Origin of the sequence: Blastomonas sp. RAC04 (assembly GCF_001713435.1) — a bacterium.
GTDB classification, from domain to species: Bacteria; Pseudomonadota; Alphaproteobacteria; order Sphingomonadales; family Sphingomonadaceae; genus Blastomonas; species Blastomonas fulva.
This window is the reverse complement of the sequence record NZ_CP016460.1, coordinates 1,994,285-2,011,024: the sequence shown is the minus strand read 5'-3', so window position 1 is coordinate 2,011,024 and position 16,740 is coordinate 1,994,285. Positions and strand designations below refer to the sequence as shown.

12 protein-coding genes are annotated in these 16,740 nt (G+C 65.1%); 4 read left to right on the top strand and 8 right to left on the bottom strand.

Translation table 11 applies throughout. The annotated features are described in order from the left end of the window. Positions 1-128 precede the first annotated feature (128 nt). Positions 129-2,231, top strand: coding sequence for a malate synthase G (locus BSY18_RS10250; RefSeq protein WP_069050543.1), 2,103 nt, complete (start codon positions 129-131; stop codon positions 2,229-2,231). Positions 2,232-2,287: 56 nt separating this feature from the next. Here BSY18_RS10250 and BSY18_RS10245 read toward each other — a convergent pair whose 3' ends face one another. The 3 genes from BSY18_RS10245 to BSY18_RS10235 form a co-directional block, all read right to left on the bottom strand. Next, positions 2,288-3,121 carry an alpha/beta fold hydrolase gene (locus BSY18_RS10245; RefSeq protein WP_083231421.1) on the bottom strand — a complete coding sequence of 278 codons (834 nt, stop codon included), beginning with the start codon at positions 3,119-3,121 and terminating at the stop codon, positions 2,288-2,290. 68 nt (positions 3,122-3,189) lie between these two features. Beyond that, a complete protein-coding gene (locus tag BSY18_RS10240; RefSeq protein ID WP_069050542.1) occupies positions 3,190-4,896 on the bottom strand; it encodes a PHA/PHB synthase family protein in 1,707 nt (568 codons plus the stop codon). 102 nt (positions 4,897-4,998) lie between these two features. Next, the gene (locus BSY18_RS10235) at positions 4,999-5,319 is read right to left on the bottom strand and encodes a 4a-hydroxytetrahydrobiopterin dehydratase (RefSeq protein ID WP_257785067.1); all 321 of its coding nucleotides are present in this window, start codon (positions 5,317-5,319) and stop codon (positions 4,999-5,001) included. A gap of 20 nt (positions 5,320-5,339) precedes the next feature. Between BSY18_RS10235 and ccmA the strand changes: the two genes are divergently transcribed. Then, on the top strand, positions 5,340-5,987 hold the full coding sequence (ccmA, locus tag BSY18_RS10230) for a heme ABC exporter ATP-binding protein CcmA (RefSeq protein WP_083231420.1): 648 nt from the start codon (positions 5,340-5,342) through the stop codon (positions 5,985-5,987). Continuing rightward, complete coding sequence (locus BSY18_RS10225; protein WP_069050540.1) at positions 5,984-6,655, top strand: heme exporter protein CcmB; 672 nt, start codon at positions 5,984-5,986, stop codon at positions 6,653-6,655. The genes ccmA and BSY18_RS10225 overlap by 4 nt, the downstream gene beginning before the upstream one ends. Position 6,656: 1 nt before the next feature. Here the strand turns inward: BSY18_RS10225 and BSY18_RS10220 are convergent, their stop codons facing one another. Next, positions 6,657-7,388: an extensin-like domain-containing protein gene (locus BSY18_RS10220; RefSeq protein ID WP_069050539.1), complete on the bottom strand. Its 732-nt coding sequence runs from the start codon at positions 7,386-7,388 to the stop codon at positions 6,657-6,659. A gap of 122 nt (positions 7,389-7,510) precedes the next feature. Between BSY18_RS10220 and BSY18_RS10215 the strand changes: the two genes are divergently transcribed. Next, positions 7,511-7,951, top strand: a complete 441-nt coding sequence (locus tag BSY18_RS10215; RefSeq protein WP_069050538.1) for a hypothetical protein — start codon at positions 7,511-7,513, stop codon at positions 7,949-7,951. A gap of 1 nt (position 7,952) precedes the next feature. On the opposite strand, the gene BSY18_RS10210 is transcribed toward BSY18_RS10215, so the two are convergent. The 4 genes from BSY18_RS10210 to BSY18_RS10195 all read right to left on the bottom strand — a co-directional run bounded on the left by BSY18_RS10210 (position 7,953) and on the right by BSY18_RS10195 (position 16,649). Further along, the gene (locus BSY18_RS10210) at positions 7,953-10,145 is read right to left on the bottom strand and encodes a TonB-dependent receptor (RefSeq protein ID WP_171900211.1); all 2,193 of its coding nucleotides are present in this window, start codon (positions 10,143-10,145) and stop codon (positions 7,953-7,955) included. A 281-nt stretch (positions 10,146-10,426) separates the two neighbouring features. Further along, positions 10,427-11,815 (bottom strand): glutamate--cysteine ligase, encoded by a 1,389-nt coding sequence (locus BSY18_RS10205; protein WP_054134271.1) that lies wholly within the window; start codon positions 11,813-11,815, stop codon positions 10,427-10,429. 100 nt (positions 11,816-11,915) lie between these two features. Beyond that, on the bottom strand, positions 11,916-12,677 hold the full coding sequence (locus BSY18_RS10200) for a 16S rRNA (uracil(1498)-N(3))-methyltransferase (protein ID WP_069050536.1): 762 nt from the start codon (positions 12,675-12,677) through the stop codon (positions 11,916-11,918). Positions 12,678-12,710: 33 nt separating this feature from the next. After that, the gene (locus BSY18_RS10195) at positions 12,711-16,649 is read right to left on the bottom strand and encodes a CHAT domain-containing tetratricopeptide repeat protein (RefSeq protein ID WP_069050535.1); all 3,939 of its coding nucleotides are present in this window, start codon (positions 16,647-16,649) and stop codon (positions 12,711-12,713) included. Between the last annotated feature and the right edge of the window lie 91 nt (positions 16,650-16,740).

Sequence of the window (16,740 nt, the reverse complement as noted above, 5' to 3'; positions counted from 1 at the left end):
GCAAAAGCGGATTTACTTTGACGCCTTGCGTTGCCATAGGCTGTGCGCCATTCCTCCCCCGGAAATTACCTTGCATCTCCTCTGGCGCGCCACGCCCAGGGGACCGTCACAAGCAAAGAGGACCGGGAATGAGCGACTATATCCAGAGCAACGGCATCAGCATCGATTCTGCGCTGCACGGCTTCATCACCGATTCGGTGCTGGCCCCGCTGGCGCTCGACGCAGACCGCTTCTGGGCGGATTTCGCCGCGCTGCTCGACCGGTTCGTTCCCGTCAACCGGGCGCTGCTCGACAAGCGCGAGGACCTTCAGGCCAAGATCGACGACTGGCACCGTGCGCGCAAGGGCCAGCCGCTCAACGCCATGGAATACCGCACCTTCCTGTACGACATCGGCTATCTGGTGACCGAGCCGCAGCCGTTCGCCATCGGCACCACCAATGTCGATCCGGAAATCGCGACGATGGCTGGCCCGCAGCTGGTCGTGCCCTCGCTCAACGACCGTTTCGTGCTCAACGCCGCCAATGCGCGCTGGGGCAGCCTGTATGACGCCTATTACGGCACCGACGCGCTTGACGCGGCCCCGGCGCAGCCTGGTGGCTATGACGCGGTGCGAGGCGCCGCGGTGGTCAAGGCGGCCAAGGCGTTCCTCGATGAAGCCGTGCCGCTCGCAGACGGCAGCTGGGCGGAATTTGCCGGCGGCACGCCTGTGCTCGCCGATCCTGCACAGCTGGTCGGCACGAATGGCGCCAACCTGCTGCTGCGCCATAACGGTTTGCATATCGAAATCGTGATCGATCCCGCCAGCCCGATCGGCAAGGACGACAAGGCGGGGATCGCCGATGTGCTGCTCGAAGCTGCGCTGACGACGATTGTCGACATGGAAGATTCGGTCGCCGCGGTCGATGCCGAGGACAAGATCACCGCATACACCAACTGGCTGGGGCTGATGCGCGGCGATCTGGAGGCGAGCTTCCCCAAGGGCGGCAAGACTCTGACCCGGGCGCTCGAACCGGACCGCAGCTATGTCGCTCCCGATGGCACCGCCTTCACCCTGCCGGGGCGCAGCGTGCTGTTCGTGCGCAATGTTGGCCATCTGATGACCAACCCGGCGGTGCTGCTCGCCGATGGGTCCGAAGCGCCCGAGGGCATCCTTGACGCGGTGTTCACCAGCGCGATCGGCTGTCACGACCTCAAGGGGTTGGGCCGCTATTCGAACAGCCGCGCCGGATCGATCTACATCGTCAAGCCCAAGATGCACGGGCCCGAAGAGTGCGGCTTCACCAACGATCTTTTCGATGCGGTCGAGGACATCCTGGGCCTCGCGCGCTACACCATCAAGGTCGGCGTGATGGACGAGGAACGGCGGACATCGGCCAATCTGGCTGCGTGCATCCATGCTGTGCGCAACCGCATCGTGTTCATCAACACCGGCTTCCTCGATCGCACCGGTGACGAGATCCACACCTCGATGCAGGCAGGTCCGATGGTCCGCAAGGGCGACATGAAGACCTCGGACTGGATCAAGTCGTACGAGGCGCGCAATGTCGGCATCGGCCTCAAATGCGGGCTCGATGGCAAAGCGCAGATCGGCAAGGGCATGTGGGCCGCGCCCGACATGATGGCCGACATGATGGAACAGAAGATCGGTCACCCGCTGACCGGCGCGAACACCGCCTGGGTGCCGTCGCCCACCGCCGCAACGCTGCACGCGATGCACTATCACAAGGTCGATGTTTTCGCGCGCCGCGCCGAGATCGCTGCCCAACCGGTGCCAACGCTCGAGCCGCTGCTCAGCATCCCGCTTGCCGCGGGGCAGAACTGGTCGCCTGACGACATCCGCGCCGAGTTGGACAACAACGCGCAAGGTATTCTGGGATATGTCGTGCGCTGGGTCGATCAGGGCATCGGATGCTCGAAGGTCCCCGACATCCACGATGTCGGTCTGATGGAGGACCGCGCGACGCTGCGCATCTCGAGCCAGGCGGTCGCCAACTGGCTGTTGCACGGCGTGTGCACCGCTGAAGAAGTCGACGGGGCGTTGCTGCGGATGGCGGCCAAGGTGGATGCGCAGAATGCGGGCGATCCGCTGTACCGCGAGATGGCGAGCGACCCCGAAGGCTCGCTCGCCTTCCAGGCGGCGCGTGATCTGGTGTTCAAGGGTGTCGAGCAGCCGAGCGGCTACACCGAGCCCTTGCTGCACGCCTATCGCCAGCGGGTAAAGGCGGGCTGAAACCGACCGTCTGACATCGTCATGCCCGCGAATGCGGGGGTGACGGTGGGAGAGCTCTAGCCTTCTACCGCATCCAGGTGCTCGCGGATCGCGGCCAGGCTTTCGTCGAGATGGCTGAGCATGAACAGATGCCCGCCATCGTCGATGATCTTGAGTTCGGCATTGGGGATCAGCGTCTTGAGGATATGGCCGTTGGCGACCGGAACGATCTGGTCGTCGCCGCCCATCAGGATCAGCGTCGGCTTGCCGAGGAACGGCAGGAACGGCGCGCTGGTCCAGCCGATCATCGCGAGCAGCTGATAGAAATAGCCCGTCTTGGACGGCGGGGTGATTCGGCCAGTGTGACCCGTCGCGCCTTCGGTCGATCCGCCATACAGCGTCGCGAAATGCTTCTCCATATAGCTGGGGTCGATATAGCGACGCGGATCGGCCATCTTGCTGAGCGCTGAGATGTTGCCCGGGATCATGAACATGCCAGCGGTGGTCGCGGCCAGCACCAGCCGGTTGACGCTGCCCGAATGCTGGAGCGCAAAGTGCTGCGCCATCGCGCCGCCCCAGCTCACCCCCATCACATCGACGCTCTCGATCCCGAACCGGTCAAGCAGCAGCCATGCGATGCGCGACATCAGAAAGGCGTTGTACGGCACCTTGGGATCGGGCGATCCGCCAACACCGGGCATGTCGAAGGTGATGAACGGGCGTTCCTCCATCATCTCGGCGAACGGGGCGACCGCTTCCATATTCGCGCCGATGCCGTTGAAGAACAGCAGGGGCGGCTTGGTCAGCCCCTCGTCAAAGCGCCAGCGCGCAACGCGCAGCGTGCGCCCGTCGGCCACTTCCATGGTGATCTCGGGGCCGTTGGAGGCGGTGGGCTTGGGTTTGCTGGCCAAAGGAAATTCCTGTCGGTTGATATATGCACGTTCAAACCCTCCCCATAACGAGGAGGGTTTGCAATGTCCTACTCCAATACATACAGACCCGGCGCAGGTTCCAGCGCGGGGTGTTTCTTGCTGCCGGTGCTGGCGGGCGCTGCGACCTTCTCGCCCGAGCGCGCCTGCACCCATTCCATCCAGTAAGGCCACCAGCTGCCCTTGACCTCTTCGGCCTTGGACAGCCAGTCGTCGACATCCGCCGGGGTCTTGCCTGCCTTGGTGGGCGTGTTGCCCTTCATGCGGAAATACTTGGCCTTGGGGTTGGTCGGGGGGTTGAGGATCGCCTGCATGTGCCCTGATTGCGAGAGGATGAAGTCGACATTCTTCGATCCGAACAATTGGGTCGAGCGATAGCACGCGCGCCACGGGGTGATGTGATCGGTCACCCCGCCCAGGATGAACAGGTCGTTCGTCACCTTCGACAGGTCGATCTTGTGGTCGACCATCTCGACCTCGCCCTTGCGGGTGAAGGCGAGCGTTTCGAAGATAGTAAGAAAGTCTCCCATCAGGCTGGCCGACAGGTTGGTGGCATCCGCATTCCAGAACAAGACGTCGAACGCGGGCGGATCCTCGCCCATCAGATAGTTGTTGATGACATAGTTCCAGATCAGGTCGTTGGGGCGCAGCCAGGCAAAGCCACGCGACAGGTCGCTGCCCTTGATGACGCCCTGCTTGGCCGCGCGCTGCTTGGCGAGCGCAAGGCCGTTGTCGCTCATCAGCGATCCTGCCTCGATATCGGTCTGCTTGGGGTGCAGCACGCACACCATCAAGGTCACCGCGCCGATGCGATCGTCGCCCGAGGCCTTGAGCTTGGAAAGCAGCATCGCCAGCGTCTGCCCGCCCGAGCACCCGCCCGAGACGTTGACCTTCTTCGAGCCGGTCACCTCGCACACCACGTCGATCGCGCGGGTGCACGCGGCGATGTAATCCGCCATCGCCCAGTGGCCGTGCTCCTTCTGGGGATTGCGCCACGAGATCACAAAGGTCTGGATGCCGTTGTCGACCTGCCACTTCACCACCGATTTCTCGGGCGACAGATCGTTGATGTACATCTTGTTGATCTGCGGCGGGATGGTCAGCTGCGGGATCGCATAGACCTCGTCGGTCGAGGGCGCATAATGCACCAGCTCCATGATCTCGTCGCGATAGACGACGTTGCCCTTGGAGGTCGCGACATTCTCGCCGATCGTGAACGGCTTCTTGTCGACCTGGCTGACCATGCCGTCGTTGTAGACCATGTCGTTATAGGCGTTCTTCAGCCCCTTGAGCAGCGACAGCCCGCCGGAATCCACGATGCGCTTCTGCGCCATCGGGTTGCCGATCAGCGTGTTGGTCGGCGCCAGCGCGTCGATGATGATCGCCGAGATGAAGTTGGCGCGGTCGCGTTCGAGCGCATCGAGCTCGAGCTCGTCGATCCAGGTCTTCATGCCCTTCTGCACCGCGAGATAATATTGCGCGCCCGCCTTGTAGAACGGGTTGAACCGCCAGGCCGGGTCCATGAAGCGCTTGTCCTTGGGGTCGGGCGACAGCTCCGACTGGCCCATCATGATCTTGACGACATCTTCCGAAAACGACTGGGCATGCCGCATCGTGCGCGCCGGATCGCTCGCGGTCTCGCGCAGCAGCAGCCCGATCGCGCCGATGAAATCCTCGCGTGCCAGCCCCATCAATGGCCCCAGCGCGGTGGTGTGCTGCGCTGCCTCTTCGACCAGGTTCGGGGTGTCGTCTGCCATAAGCTCTCTCTCCACAGTGGCTTGCCGCCCCGTTCATGCAGGGTCGGTCCGGACTGCATCGTATAGAGAGCATGCGGCCTGCACAATGGCCGCTGAACGGCCTCAGATCAGCGCGTCGATCTGGGTCGCAAGATCGATATCGCGCTGCGAAAGCCCGCCTGCATCGTGCGTGGTGAGCAGGATTTCCACCCGGCTGTAGACGTTGGACCATTCGGGGTGGTGATCGGCCTTTTCGGCGAGGATCGCGACGCGTGTCATGAAGCCGAAGGCTTCGACGAAATCGGTGAACTTGAACGTGCGGGTGATGCCATCGCGCACGGGTTCAGGCGTCCATTCGGGTAGCGCGGCCAGCGCGGTGGTGCGCTCGACATCGGTAAGTTTGGTGACCATCGCATGTGTCTCCTCTTGGCAGCGGGCGGCAATTGCGCCTATCTGCGGTGCAGATGGCGCAAGAAGCTGCACAAACCAAGGACTTTGACGCGGACGCAGCGCTGGAATGCACCGGGCTTGCCTGTGTGCGCGGCGGCCGGGTGCTGTTTCGCGGCGTCTCGTTCGCGCTCAAGGCAGGCGAGGTGCTGCATGTCACCGGCCCCAATGGCCTGGGCAAGTCCAGCCTGATCCGCGTGCTGGCCGGGCTGCTGCCTGCCTATGCCGGTACGGTCGACGTGACCGGGCGGATGGCGCTGGCCGATGAACGCGTTGCTCTCGATCAGGGTCAGCCGCTGGCCCGCGCGCTCGCACATTGGGCGCAGCTCGACGGCACCGATACCGGAGACATTGCGCGCGCCCTATTGGCAGTGGACCTCACCCACCTTGCCGATGTGCCGGTGCGCTTCCTTTCGACCGGGCAGCGCAAGCGTGCGCTGCTCGCACGTATTGAGCTTTCGCGCGCTCCCGTCTGGCTGCTCGACGAGCCCGCCAACGGGCTCGACACCGCGTCGATCGAACGGCTGGGTACGCTGATGGCGGCGCACCGCGCGGGCGGCGGGATCGTGCTCGCCGCCTCGCACCAGCCGCTGCCGCTGGCAGGCGCGCAGACGCTGCCGCTGGCCGAATTCGTTCCCGCGATCGTGCCGGAAGAGCCCGCATGATCGGCGCATTGGGCACGCTGATCCGGCGCGAGCTGATGCTGGCCTTCGGGCTGGGCGGCGGCACGCGCGGATCGGCGGGGTTCATCATGCCGATCATCTTCTTCCTCGCGGTGGCGACGATCTATCCGTTCGCGGTGGGGCCGGACGCGCAATTGCTGGGGCGCACCGGGGGCGGGGTGATCTGGGTCGCGGCGCTGCTCGCCAGCATCCTGCCGATCGACCGGCTGGTGCAGGCGGACATGGACCAAGGGATGATCGATCAATATGTCGTGCGCGGGTTGTCCGAAGAGCTGATTGCGCTCGCCAAGACCATCGGCCACTGGCTGAGCTTCGGCCCGCCGCTGATGCTCGCGGCGGTGATTTCGGCCGGGTTGCTGGGCCAGACATCCGAGCAATTGCTGACCATCGAGATCGGGCTGGCCTGCGCGACACCTGCGCTTGCCGCGCTCGGCGTGATGATCGCCGCGCTCACCGCAGGCCTGCGGCATGGCGCGGCACTGGGCGGGCTGCTGCTGCTACCGCTCGCGGTACCGCTGCTGATTTTCGGGGCGGGAAGCCTGGCGCCCGCTAGCCAGAACGGACTGCTGCTGCTCGCGGCGGCCAGCCTGCTGCTCACCGTGATCTGCCCGATTGCCGCAGGTGCCGCGATCCGGGCCGGCCGCGAGTAAATTACCGGCACGCGCTCCAGCCCATCGCGCCGCGATTGGCGAGGTCGAAATGGAAATGGTCGGCATGCGCGGCGTTGTAGTCGGGCGAGAGCGTGGTCGAGAACAGCTCGCACGCCCCATCACGCACGCGCTTGAGGAACAGCGCCTTGTCATCCCCGCCGAACCAGTCGTTCAGCACCGAGATGCGCCTCCCGTCCTCGAGCACGAAGCCGCTGACGTCGAGCGCGTCGGCTGTCGAGTGCTCGCTCCACGCGCCCTCGCTGCGCCCATACATGCGGCGGCACGAATAGCTGCCGAAGGTCTCGATCCGGCTGACCCTGCTGCCCAGGATTTCCTGCGCCTGAGGCTGCACCACCTGTGCCTGCCAGATCAGCAGGCCGATCGCCATCGGGCACGACGGCGCGACCGAGGCGGGGGCGAGCGGCAGCAGCGGCTGGCCGTATGAGGCGCGCACCGCGTCTTCCACCCGGCACTGGTCCGCGCCAAACGGTTCCGACGGGGTGAAATCGAGCCCCGAGCCCTCAAGCAGCGCGAGGCACTGGTCGCGATCGTCGGTCAGTGCCACGATCTTGCGCCCGGTGGACATGCCGATGGGTTCGCTCAGCGACAACGGCGTCCACGGCATGTCCTCGCGGCCCGGCTTAAGCCAGGCAAACAGGACAAGCAGGGCGAACGCCACAATCGCGAGCCAGATCAGACGCCGGGCCAGACCGATGATGTTGGGAATGCGCATATGGCGCAGTTTACGCAGGCATGCGGCATAAGGATGCAGCGGGATTACCTGCAGCGTAATTGTTCGCATGCATCTCCGCGGCGTAACCGGGGGCAATAGAAACCCAATGGGAGACTTGAGACATGAACGGCAAATGGCAGGCACAGATGCAACTGTGGTGCGGCGCGGTGATGGTCTTTGGGCTGGTGCTGATGAGCGGCGCGTTCGAAGCCACAGGTCAGGTGGCCAACATCCTGTTCGATATTCTCGATGGCCCGGGACCAGTGACCTGGGATCCGGCGCTGCGCTTCAGCCTGGCGCTGATGGGCGCGGTGACCCTGGGCTGGGGTGCGACCGTGCTCGCGGTGGTGCGCGGCACCGGCGACATGCCCGCCGCGCAGGCACTGGCGCTGTGGCGCGGGATCACCGCCGCCTTGCTGTTATGGTATGTCGTCGACAGCGCACTCTCGGTCGCGACCGGTTTCTGGCGCAACGCTCTGTCGAACACGGTGCTGATCGGCTGGTACCTGCTGCTGATGCGGCGGAACACAGCCACAAGGGCTGTGTCCGCCGCGTCGTCATGATCTAGAATCGGGTGCCGACTTCGAGCCCGAAGATGCGCGGCTCGTTGACATAAGCGGTGAGGTTGTTGAAATCGATACCGCCGGTGGCCGAGGTGTTGTTGGTGATGTTGCGAACGAACGCTGCGACATCGAGCCGTCCGTTGCCGGTCCGATAGCCGAACCGCAGACCACCCTCGATCAGGCTGTCATCGCTGAATTCGACCGAATCGTAGAGGAAGAACTGGATGCGAGAACGATAATACCAGTCGGTGAATGCGTAGACCTCTCCGTTGCCGACAGGAATGGCATAGCCCGCGGTCCAGTTGAGCGACCATTTCGGCGACTGCGGCAGGCGGTTGCCGTTGATCGAGAAGATGCCCGGACGTCCGGCAATGGCGGGGCCGAGCACGGTGCAGGGCGATCCGCAGCCGGCCACGCCGAGGCCCGGCGACTTGATCTCATTCTCGTTGAAACCGACGCCGATGCTGAGATCCAGCCCGTCGGCAGGCCGCGCCGCAAGGTCGGCTTCGAAGCCAAAGCCTTCGACGTCATCGGCGTTGAGCAAAGAGGTGACATTGCCACCGCCGCCAACCGCCGTCAGCTGAAGGTCTTCGGTGTTGTAGTAATAGCCGGTCAGGTTGAAGCGCGCGAGGCCATCGAACAGCACGGTCTTGATGCCGGCTTCATACGACATCGTCCGTTCGCTGTCGGCGACCGAAAGTGAGCGGCCAAACGCGAGACGTCCCTGGATCGAGGGCGCGCGATAGCCCCGCGCTGCGCGAGCGAACACGTTGACCGCATCGCTGACGGCATAGATGGCGGCGAGGTCCCAGGTTACCAGATCGGCATCGACCGCGGTGGTCAATGTCGGCACCGGGCCGCCAAAGCCCAGGAAACCGGGACGGGTGTCGATCGGTCTTGCGGCTGCGAATTTGCGTTCGTCGTTGTTGTAGCGCGCACCCGCCTGCAGCGTCAGCCCATTGTCGAACTTGTAGTTCAGCGAAGCGAACACCCCGAAGGAATCTGTGACCTGGCGCTGCACCGCAACGGCTGCCGCGACGGTATCGGCAGGCGCGCCGTAATCGAGGGTGGTGATGTCGAGCTTTTCGTTGAAGAAGAAGCCACCGACCTGATAGCCCAACCCGGTTTCGTTGTTCGAAGCGAGCCGGATTTCCTGCGTGAACTGGTCGAGGCTCGGTACATCGTCGCGAGTCTGGGCGGAAAACGGAATGAAGCCCGGTCCCTGGCTGGGCGCGAAGGCGTTACCGAAGCCGCCATCGATGTCGCCGCGGCTCTTGAGGTTGCCGTTCCAGTAAGAGGTAACCGAGGTCAGCGTGACCGGTCCGAAGTCATAATTGACAGTCAGCCCGGCGTTGTAGGTGTTGAGTTCCTGGAAATTCAGGCCATCCGAGCGGATCTGATCGCGGCGGAAATCGCTGCCCGCCCCGGCGATGCCGTTGAGCTCGTTGCTGCCCTTCTGGAACACGTTGGCGCGGAACAGGATCGCCGAACCATCGAGAATGCGGACCTGACCGACCAGCCGCGCGGTGAGCGGGCCATCCTCATATTGCAGTTGCAGACGTCCGGCAAAATCGTCGTAACCGCCCAGATCGTTGCCGGGGCCATTGTCGACATTGTCGACCCAGTTGTCGCGGTGCTGATAGAAGCCCGATGCGCGGACCGCAAAGCCGTTGCCGAGATCCAGGCCGAGGGCGCCTTCCAGCTGCAAGGTGTTGAACCGCGCGATGCTGGCTTTGGCATAGCCGCCGGTTTCGCCGGGCTTGACGGTGTCGAACTTGACGATGCCAGCGGGCGTGTTGCGACCAAACAGCGTACCCTGCGGTCCGCGCAGCACTTCGATCCGATCAAGATCGAAGATCGGGAAGCCCTTGAGAATGGGGTTTTCCAGCACCACGTCGTCATAGACCAGGCTGACCGGCTGTGACGCGTTGAGGTCGAAATCGGTGTTGCCCAGGCCCCGGATATAGAAGCGCGGGAAAGTGCGCCCGAACGAGCTTTCGATATTCAGGTTGGGGACCCGGCCTGCCAGCCCGCGAATGTCACCGCCTCCGGCCTGAACGGCGGCCAGCGCGTCGGCGCTGAGCGTCGAGATCGACAGTGGAACGTCGCGCTGATCTTCGGCGCGCTTTTGCGCGGTGACCACGATGACGCCGATGCCACGATCTTGGTCTTCAGCGACCTGCTCCTGCGCCATTGCAGGAGTTGCAAGACCAAGCCCGGACAGGGCAGCTGCCAGAGCAACAAGGGATGGCGACGAAAAGGCGGTAAAGCGCATCGATTGAACTCCAGCAGGTCCAGATGAAAATTGCCCTGGGACGACTCGATCAGAAGCGCCGCCCCCCGGCGCCTGAATGCGAAGCCGGGGTTTAAGGGTCAAGCAACCGCCAATGCTGCGCCGCACAATCTTGCGCGGGTGTGGCATTCGTGTGACTATTCGGGGACTTTACCGCTCGATTATCGCGACAGCGTTCGGCCTCAGAACTGCATCTCGTCATAGATCCGGCTGAGGTCGCCGCCCCATTCGCCGTGGTATTTGGCGAGCAGGTCTTCGGCCGGGGTGCGGCCACGCGCAACGGTATCACGCAAAGGCTCTAGGAAGCCGGTTTCGTTGTCGCCGCTGGAGTTGGTGCGCGCGCGCGCGGCCAGGCCTGAGGTGGCGATGTCGAGGACTTCGGCGGCGATATCGAGCAGCTTGCCGCCGCCTGCGATCGGTGCGGCGAGGCCCATCTTCGGCACGGAATCGCGCAGCGTCTGGCGTTCCTCGATGGTCCAGTTCTTGACGACGTCCCACGCCGCATCGAGCGCACCCTGATCGTAGAGCAGCCCGACCCACAGGGCCGGCAGCGCGCAGATCTTGCTCCACGGGCCGCCATCGGCGCCGCGCATCTCGAGGAAGCTCTTCAGGCGCACTTCAGGGAAAGCGGTGGAGAGGTGGTCGTTCCAGTCGCTGATCGTCGGGCGCTCGCCGGGCAAGGCGGGCAGCTTGCCGTTCAGGAAATCGCGGAAGCTCTGCCCCGCCGCGTCGATATACAGCCCGTCGCGGAAGACGAAGTACATCGGCACATCGAGCATGTATTCGACATAGCGCTCATAGCCAAAGCCATCCTCGAACACGAACGGCAGCATGCCGGTGCGCGCGGGGTCGGTGTCCGACCAGATATGGCTGCGGTACGAGAGCATGCCGTTGGGCTTGCCTTCGGTGAACGGCGAGTTGGCGAACAAGGCGGTCGCGAGCGGTTGCAGCGCGAGGCCAACGCGGAACTTCTTGGCCATGTCGGCCTCGCTCGAATAATCGAGGTTCACCTGGATGGTGCAGGTGCGCAGCATCATGTCGAGCCCCATGCTGCCGACGCGCGGCATGTGGTTCAGCATGATGCCATAGCGGCCCTTGGGCATGATCGGCAGTTCGGCGCGGGTCTTGTCGGGCCACATGCCCAGCCCCAGGAACCCGGTGTTGGTCTTCTCGCCCACGGCCTTGACTTGGGCAAGGTGGCGTCCGGTCTCGGCGCAGGTCTGGTGCAGGTTTTCGAGCGGTGCGCCCGACAGTTCGAGCTGGCCTGCAGGCTCGAGGCTCACGGTGCCATCGGGGCCGCGCATCGCGATGACGTTGGTGCCGCCGGCAGGGGTGCGTTCCTCGACCGGTTCCCAGCCGAATTCGGTCAAGGACATCAGCAGATCGTGGATGCCGCCGGGCTCGTCATAGCTGGGGGCGTGGTGATCGTTGCGGCAGAACACGAACTTTTCATGCTCGGTGCCGATCCGCCAATCGGCCTTGGGCTTTTCGCCTTCGCGCATCGGCTCTGCGAGCTGCGCGATCGAGGTGATCACGGGATCATCCTGCCCGGTGGTGGTACGTGTGCTCATGATGCGCCCTGAACCCTGAATTGTCTTTGGTCGCTGGCTTTAGTTGCGGCTTGCAACCCAAGCTAGTGTTAAATGTGTAATGGGGAGGATAGCCGGGCTTTCAAGCGACCCAATCGCCTTGCGATGCCATCCACACCGCGGTGGCGGCGATCGCGGCGGTCTCCGCGCGCAGGATTCGCGGGCCAAGCGAGACCGGAACCGCGGCGGGATGGCTGCGGATCGCGGCGTTTTCGGCGTCGGTGAAGCCGCCCTCGGGGCCGATCAGCACCGCCGCCGGGCCGGAATGGCGGGTGAGCGCCTGGCTGAACGAAACACCCCTGTCCTCGTGCAGCCGCTCATCGGCAAAGAACAGGTGACGGCCCTCGGGCCAGGACTTGAGCAGCGCATCGAGCCTGGTCAGCGGCGCGATTTCGGGCAATGCGGTGCGTTCGCATTGCTCGGCGGCCTCGATCATCGTGCCGCGCAGCCGGTCGTCCTTGACCTTGTCGACCACCGCGCGGTCGGTCAGCACCGGCACAAAGCGGGCAACGCCCAGTTCGCACGCCTTTTCGGCGAGAAAATCGAACCGTGCCTTCTTGATCGGCGCGGCGCACAGCCAGAAATCGGGCACCGCTTCGCGGGTGCGCAACAGGCTTTCTAAGGTCAGCGTGATGTCGCGTTTGCCGCGTGCGGTGACGCGCGCCAGATATTCGCCGCTGATATCGTCGAACAGCTTCACCGGTGCGCCTTCGGCCAGCCGCATGACATTGACCAGATAATGCGCCTGATTGCCTTCGATGCGCAAAGATGCGCCGATCGCAAGCGGCTGGTCGACGAACAGGCGCGGGGCGGAGCGCGGGGGCCAGGCGGGGGTAGCGGTCATGGCGGCGGGATTAGCCGGGCACGAAGCTTTCGTCTACCGCGCCCCGTCGCCGATGAGCGTGAACGGCGCCCAGGCATTGGGATGGGCCAGCGTGTCGCTGTCCGAATCCTGGCTGGCGTCGTTGCGGATCTCGCGCATTGCCTGCGCAAAGGCTTCGGCGCGCGAGAGAGCAGGGTTGTCGCGCGCGATTTCGATGGTGCGCACCGTCATCTTCGCCGCAACGTCATCGCGCACCGGCCAGTGCGAGGCGAGCAGGGTGCGCGCCCCGGCATAGAAGAAAGCGCGGGCGAGGCCCGACAGCCCCGGTGCGCCCTGCGATCCATCGCCCGCCGCGGTGTTGCACGCCGAGAGGATCACCCAGTCTGCATCAAGCTTGAGCGCAGCCACCTCGGACGCGGTGAGCAGCCCGTCATCGGCCTCGCTCGCCGATGCGGGCGGAGTGAAGACCAGCCCCGGCTCGGCTGCACCTTCGACCTCTCCTGCCATCAGCCCGTGCGTCGCGAGCGCCAGGATTCGCGCGTCGGAGAGCCTCGCCTTGCGGACATTGGCCTCGGTCGCCTGTGCGCCGGTCAGTACGCTGGCCGGGCTCGCGCCCAGAGCGGTGCGCATCGCCGCGAGCTCGATCGCGGTGCCCGGAAGCCGCGCCATCTGCCGGAGCGCTGCGATGTTGACCACGCCGCCGCCCGACCGGGTGGTGCCCGGCGCAAACGCCTCTGCTGCCGCCAGCCCCTGCGGCCGGGCGCGCCGGGGATCGCGGCCCTGACCCTTGACGAACACGCCGCGCCCGCCGCCGCCGCGGATCGCTACCTCGCCCTCCAGCACCGGATCGCCAAAGCCAAGGAACGGCTGGCGGGTGGGGCCGCCTTTGGCGGGCGATGTTGCCAGCCGGTCGCGCAGGAACTTGAGCGATTGCAGCGAGGGAATCTGGATCAGCGCATGGCTGTCTGCAAACCACCGCGTGCCGCGCAGGCTGGCGGGATCGCCGTCTGCGCCTTCGGGTTTTTGCGTCACCAGCATGCCGAAGGGCAGCGACGACAGCGCGCCTGCCGCAGCGATGAACACATGGCGCTTGCCGCTGATCGTGTCGGCCACGGGCGCGATCAGCTGCTGATACAGCGCAAACGCGGTGCCGCGATCGAACGGATAGGCGCCTTCGCCCTGGTTGGACCATTCGGCATCCTCGATCGCATCGACCTGGATGTTGGCTCCCACATCCCACAACAGCCGCTTGACCGACGCGGCGATCGCCTCATCGTCCTGCTCGGCGCGATGCCACACCGTCGCGGTGGATGTCACCGCAAAGACATGCGTTCCGGCATCGCTGGGCACAATTAGAAGCGCCGCCTCGTCGGGCGCGAGCAGCGCCTCTGCCTCGGGCTGGGCCAGCGGTTCGGGGCGGACGAGTGCGAAATATTGCGGGAACTCCGAGCGCAGCCGCTGGTCGATCGCGGCGATGCGATCGGCCATCGCCGTGCGGCTGGCGGTCAGGTTGGCGCGAACCTCGGCGCTACCCGGCGCGGTGTTGCCCAGCGCCTCGTTGTACTTGCGCGCGTTTTCGGACCAGGCGATACTCAGCGTCTCGCGCTCGCGCACCAGATCGCCCAGCGCGGGATCGATACTGTCGGCAAGCCCGCGCGCCGCCATCCGCGCGATGGCATCATTGGCGCCGCCGGCGATCGCGCCCTGCAACGCCACGAAGGCCTCGTTGCGAACGGTCGCCAGGTCCTGTTCGCGCGCCAGCCACATCGCGTCGGCCGCCTTGCTGTAATAATCGACCAGGTTGCTGCGCTCGCGCGTGCTTTGGGCTTCGCTGCGCAGATCGGCATCGCCCGATCCGATCCGCTGCCTGAGCCCCTCGAGCAGCATTCGCGCTGGGGCCAGCCGGTCGACCCCCGCCGCGGTGTTGGCGATCCGCGCCCGGACCAGGATAGAAAGCGTGTCGAGACTGTTGGGATGAGGCAGGCCGAAGGTCGCAATCTGGCTTTGCGCGAGATCGGTGTAGATCGCATCGGCCGTGGCGAATTCGTCGCGGTTGACGTGCACCAGCGCCAGCCGCGACTGCGCGGCAAAGCGGATCGGGTGATCGCGCGGCAGCGTCTCGAAGGGAAGGTCCACCACCTGGCGCAGATTGGCCTCCGCCTGCGCGCTCTTGCCGAGCAGCAGCTGGGCGATCCCCAGGTTGGTGCGCGCGATGGTCAGCAGCTGGCTCTGGCCCGAGGATTGCTTAGATCCCAGCTCCAGCACCGATTCCAGGATCTGCTCGGTCGCGGCGAAATCGCGCTGCTGCAGCTTCATGTCCGCGATGTTGGCGCGGGTCTGCAGCACCGAGGCATGGTCGGGGCCCAGCACCTCGGTAAGCTCTGCCAGCGCTGCCTCGTACACCGCTTCGGCCTCCGCAAAGCGCCGCTGCTGGACCAGCAGCAGCGCCAGATTGGCCGCTGCGCCCTGCCAGGTGGGATGCCGGCGGCCATAACGCTCCAGCGCGATCGCCTGGGTCTCGAGCAGATTGGCCTCCGCCTCGACAAAGCGGCCCTGATAGATGTGGACCAGCGCCAGATTGTTGCGCAGCGCCAGAACCTCCTGGTGTTCGCTCCCGAGCAGGCCCGCCAGCACAGGGGAGGATTGCTCGTACAGCGCCTCGGCCTCGGCATAGCGGCCCAGGTTGGTGAGCAGCATCGCATGGTTGGTCGCGACATTGAGCGCATCGCGGTTGTTCTGCCCCCGGGTTTCGCGGACGGTGTCGAGCAGCGCGGCGCTGAGCGGTTCGGCCTCGCTATAGCTGCCTGCCGAAACCAGCAGCGCCACGAGCGTGCCCTGGATGACATGGCGGAAGGTGCTGGTGGGCGGATAATGCTGTCGCGCGACACTATCTGCGCGTTTCATCAGCGCGATGCCTTCGCGGAACTGGCCGGTGTTGAGATAGGCGGTGGCAAGCCCGCGGGCGAGCGCGAGGCTGATATCGCTCACCTCGCCTGGGTTGGTCAGCGATATCTCATACACCGGTTTCAGGTCCGCTTCGGCCTCGGCAAAACGGGCCAGCGCGATCCGGATGTTACCAAGCGCCAGCGCCGACAGGAAGGTAGTGGGGTCCTCGGCGCTGCTCGCCGCGCGGGCCCGGTCCAGCGCGTCGCGCGCCAGCGGTTCTGCGGTCACATAGTCCCCGGTGCGCTCGAACGAGACCGACAGCAGCGCCAGGGATTCGGTGGTCAGCGGGTGCGTCTTGCCCAATGCCGCCTCCAGCCGGGGCATTGCATCGCGCAGCAGGTCGCGTGCGGCGACGTACTGGCCGGTCTCGATCAGCAGGCTGGCGAGCGTCTTCTGTTCGAGCAGCGTGTCGGGATGATCGGCACCGGGCTCGGTCCGCATGCTCTCCAGCAGCGCCGCCTGCACCGGGATGGCCTCGTCGCGCCGGGCAAGCCGATACAGCAGGTCGATCAGATTGGCTGCGACATCGCGCGTAGCCGGATTGTCCATACCCAACTGATCGCGCGAGCCGTCATAGGCGAGACGATAGGCGTCCACGGCCTCCTCCACCTTGCCCGCATTGAACAGCACCGCGCCCAGATTGGCGCGCGCCTTCAATGCCTCGGGATGATCGCTGCCCAGCTGCGCCTGATACAGCGCCAGCGCCTTTTGCATCAATGGCTCGGCTTCTGCGGCGCGGCGCGAGAACATGAGGTTGAGCGCATGGTCGTTGAGCGCGCGGGCATAGACGAAGCTTGCATCGCCCAAAGGCTCGGCAAGCTCCACGACCTTAGCGGAGGCCTCGGCAGCGCGGGCATAGTCGTTCGCGCCATAGGCTTCGGCATCGAGCGCGCGGTACCGCTCGATTTCCTCCATCAGCGGGTCGGCCTTTGCAGGGGCGGCGGCGGATTCGTCCGCCGGCATGTCGGTCTTCGAGGACTGTGCGTGCACCGGCGGATGAATGGCCAATAGCGCAGCCAGCGCCAGAGGGACGATGCGCGGCGTCATGGGAGCGTACCGCTATACGACACAGGTGAGGGGAGGGCGCTTGCCAAGCAAGCCGGACCGGAAACCATGGTTTGCCCCCGCGCAGCACCGG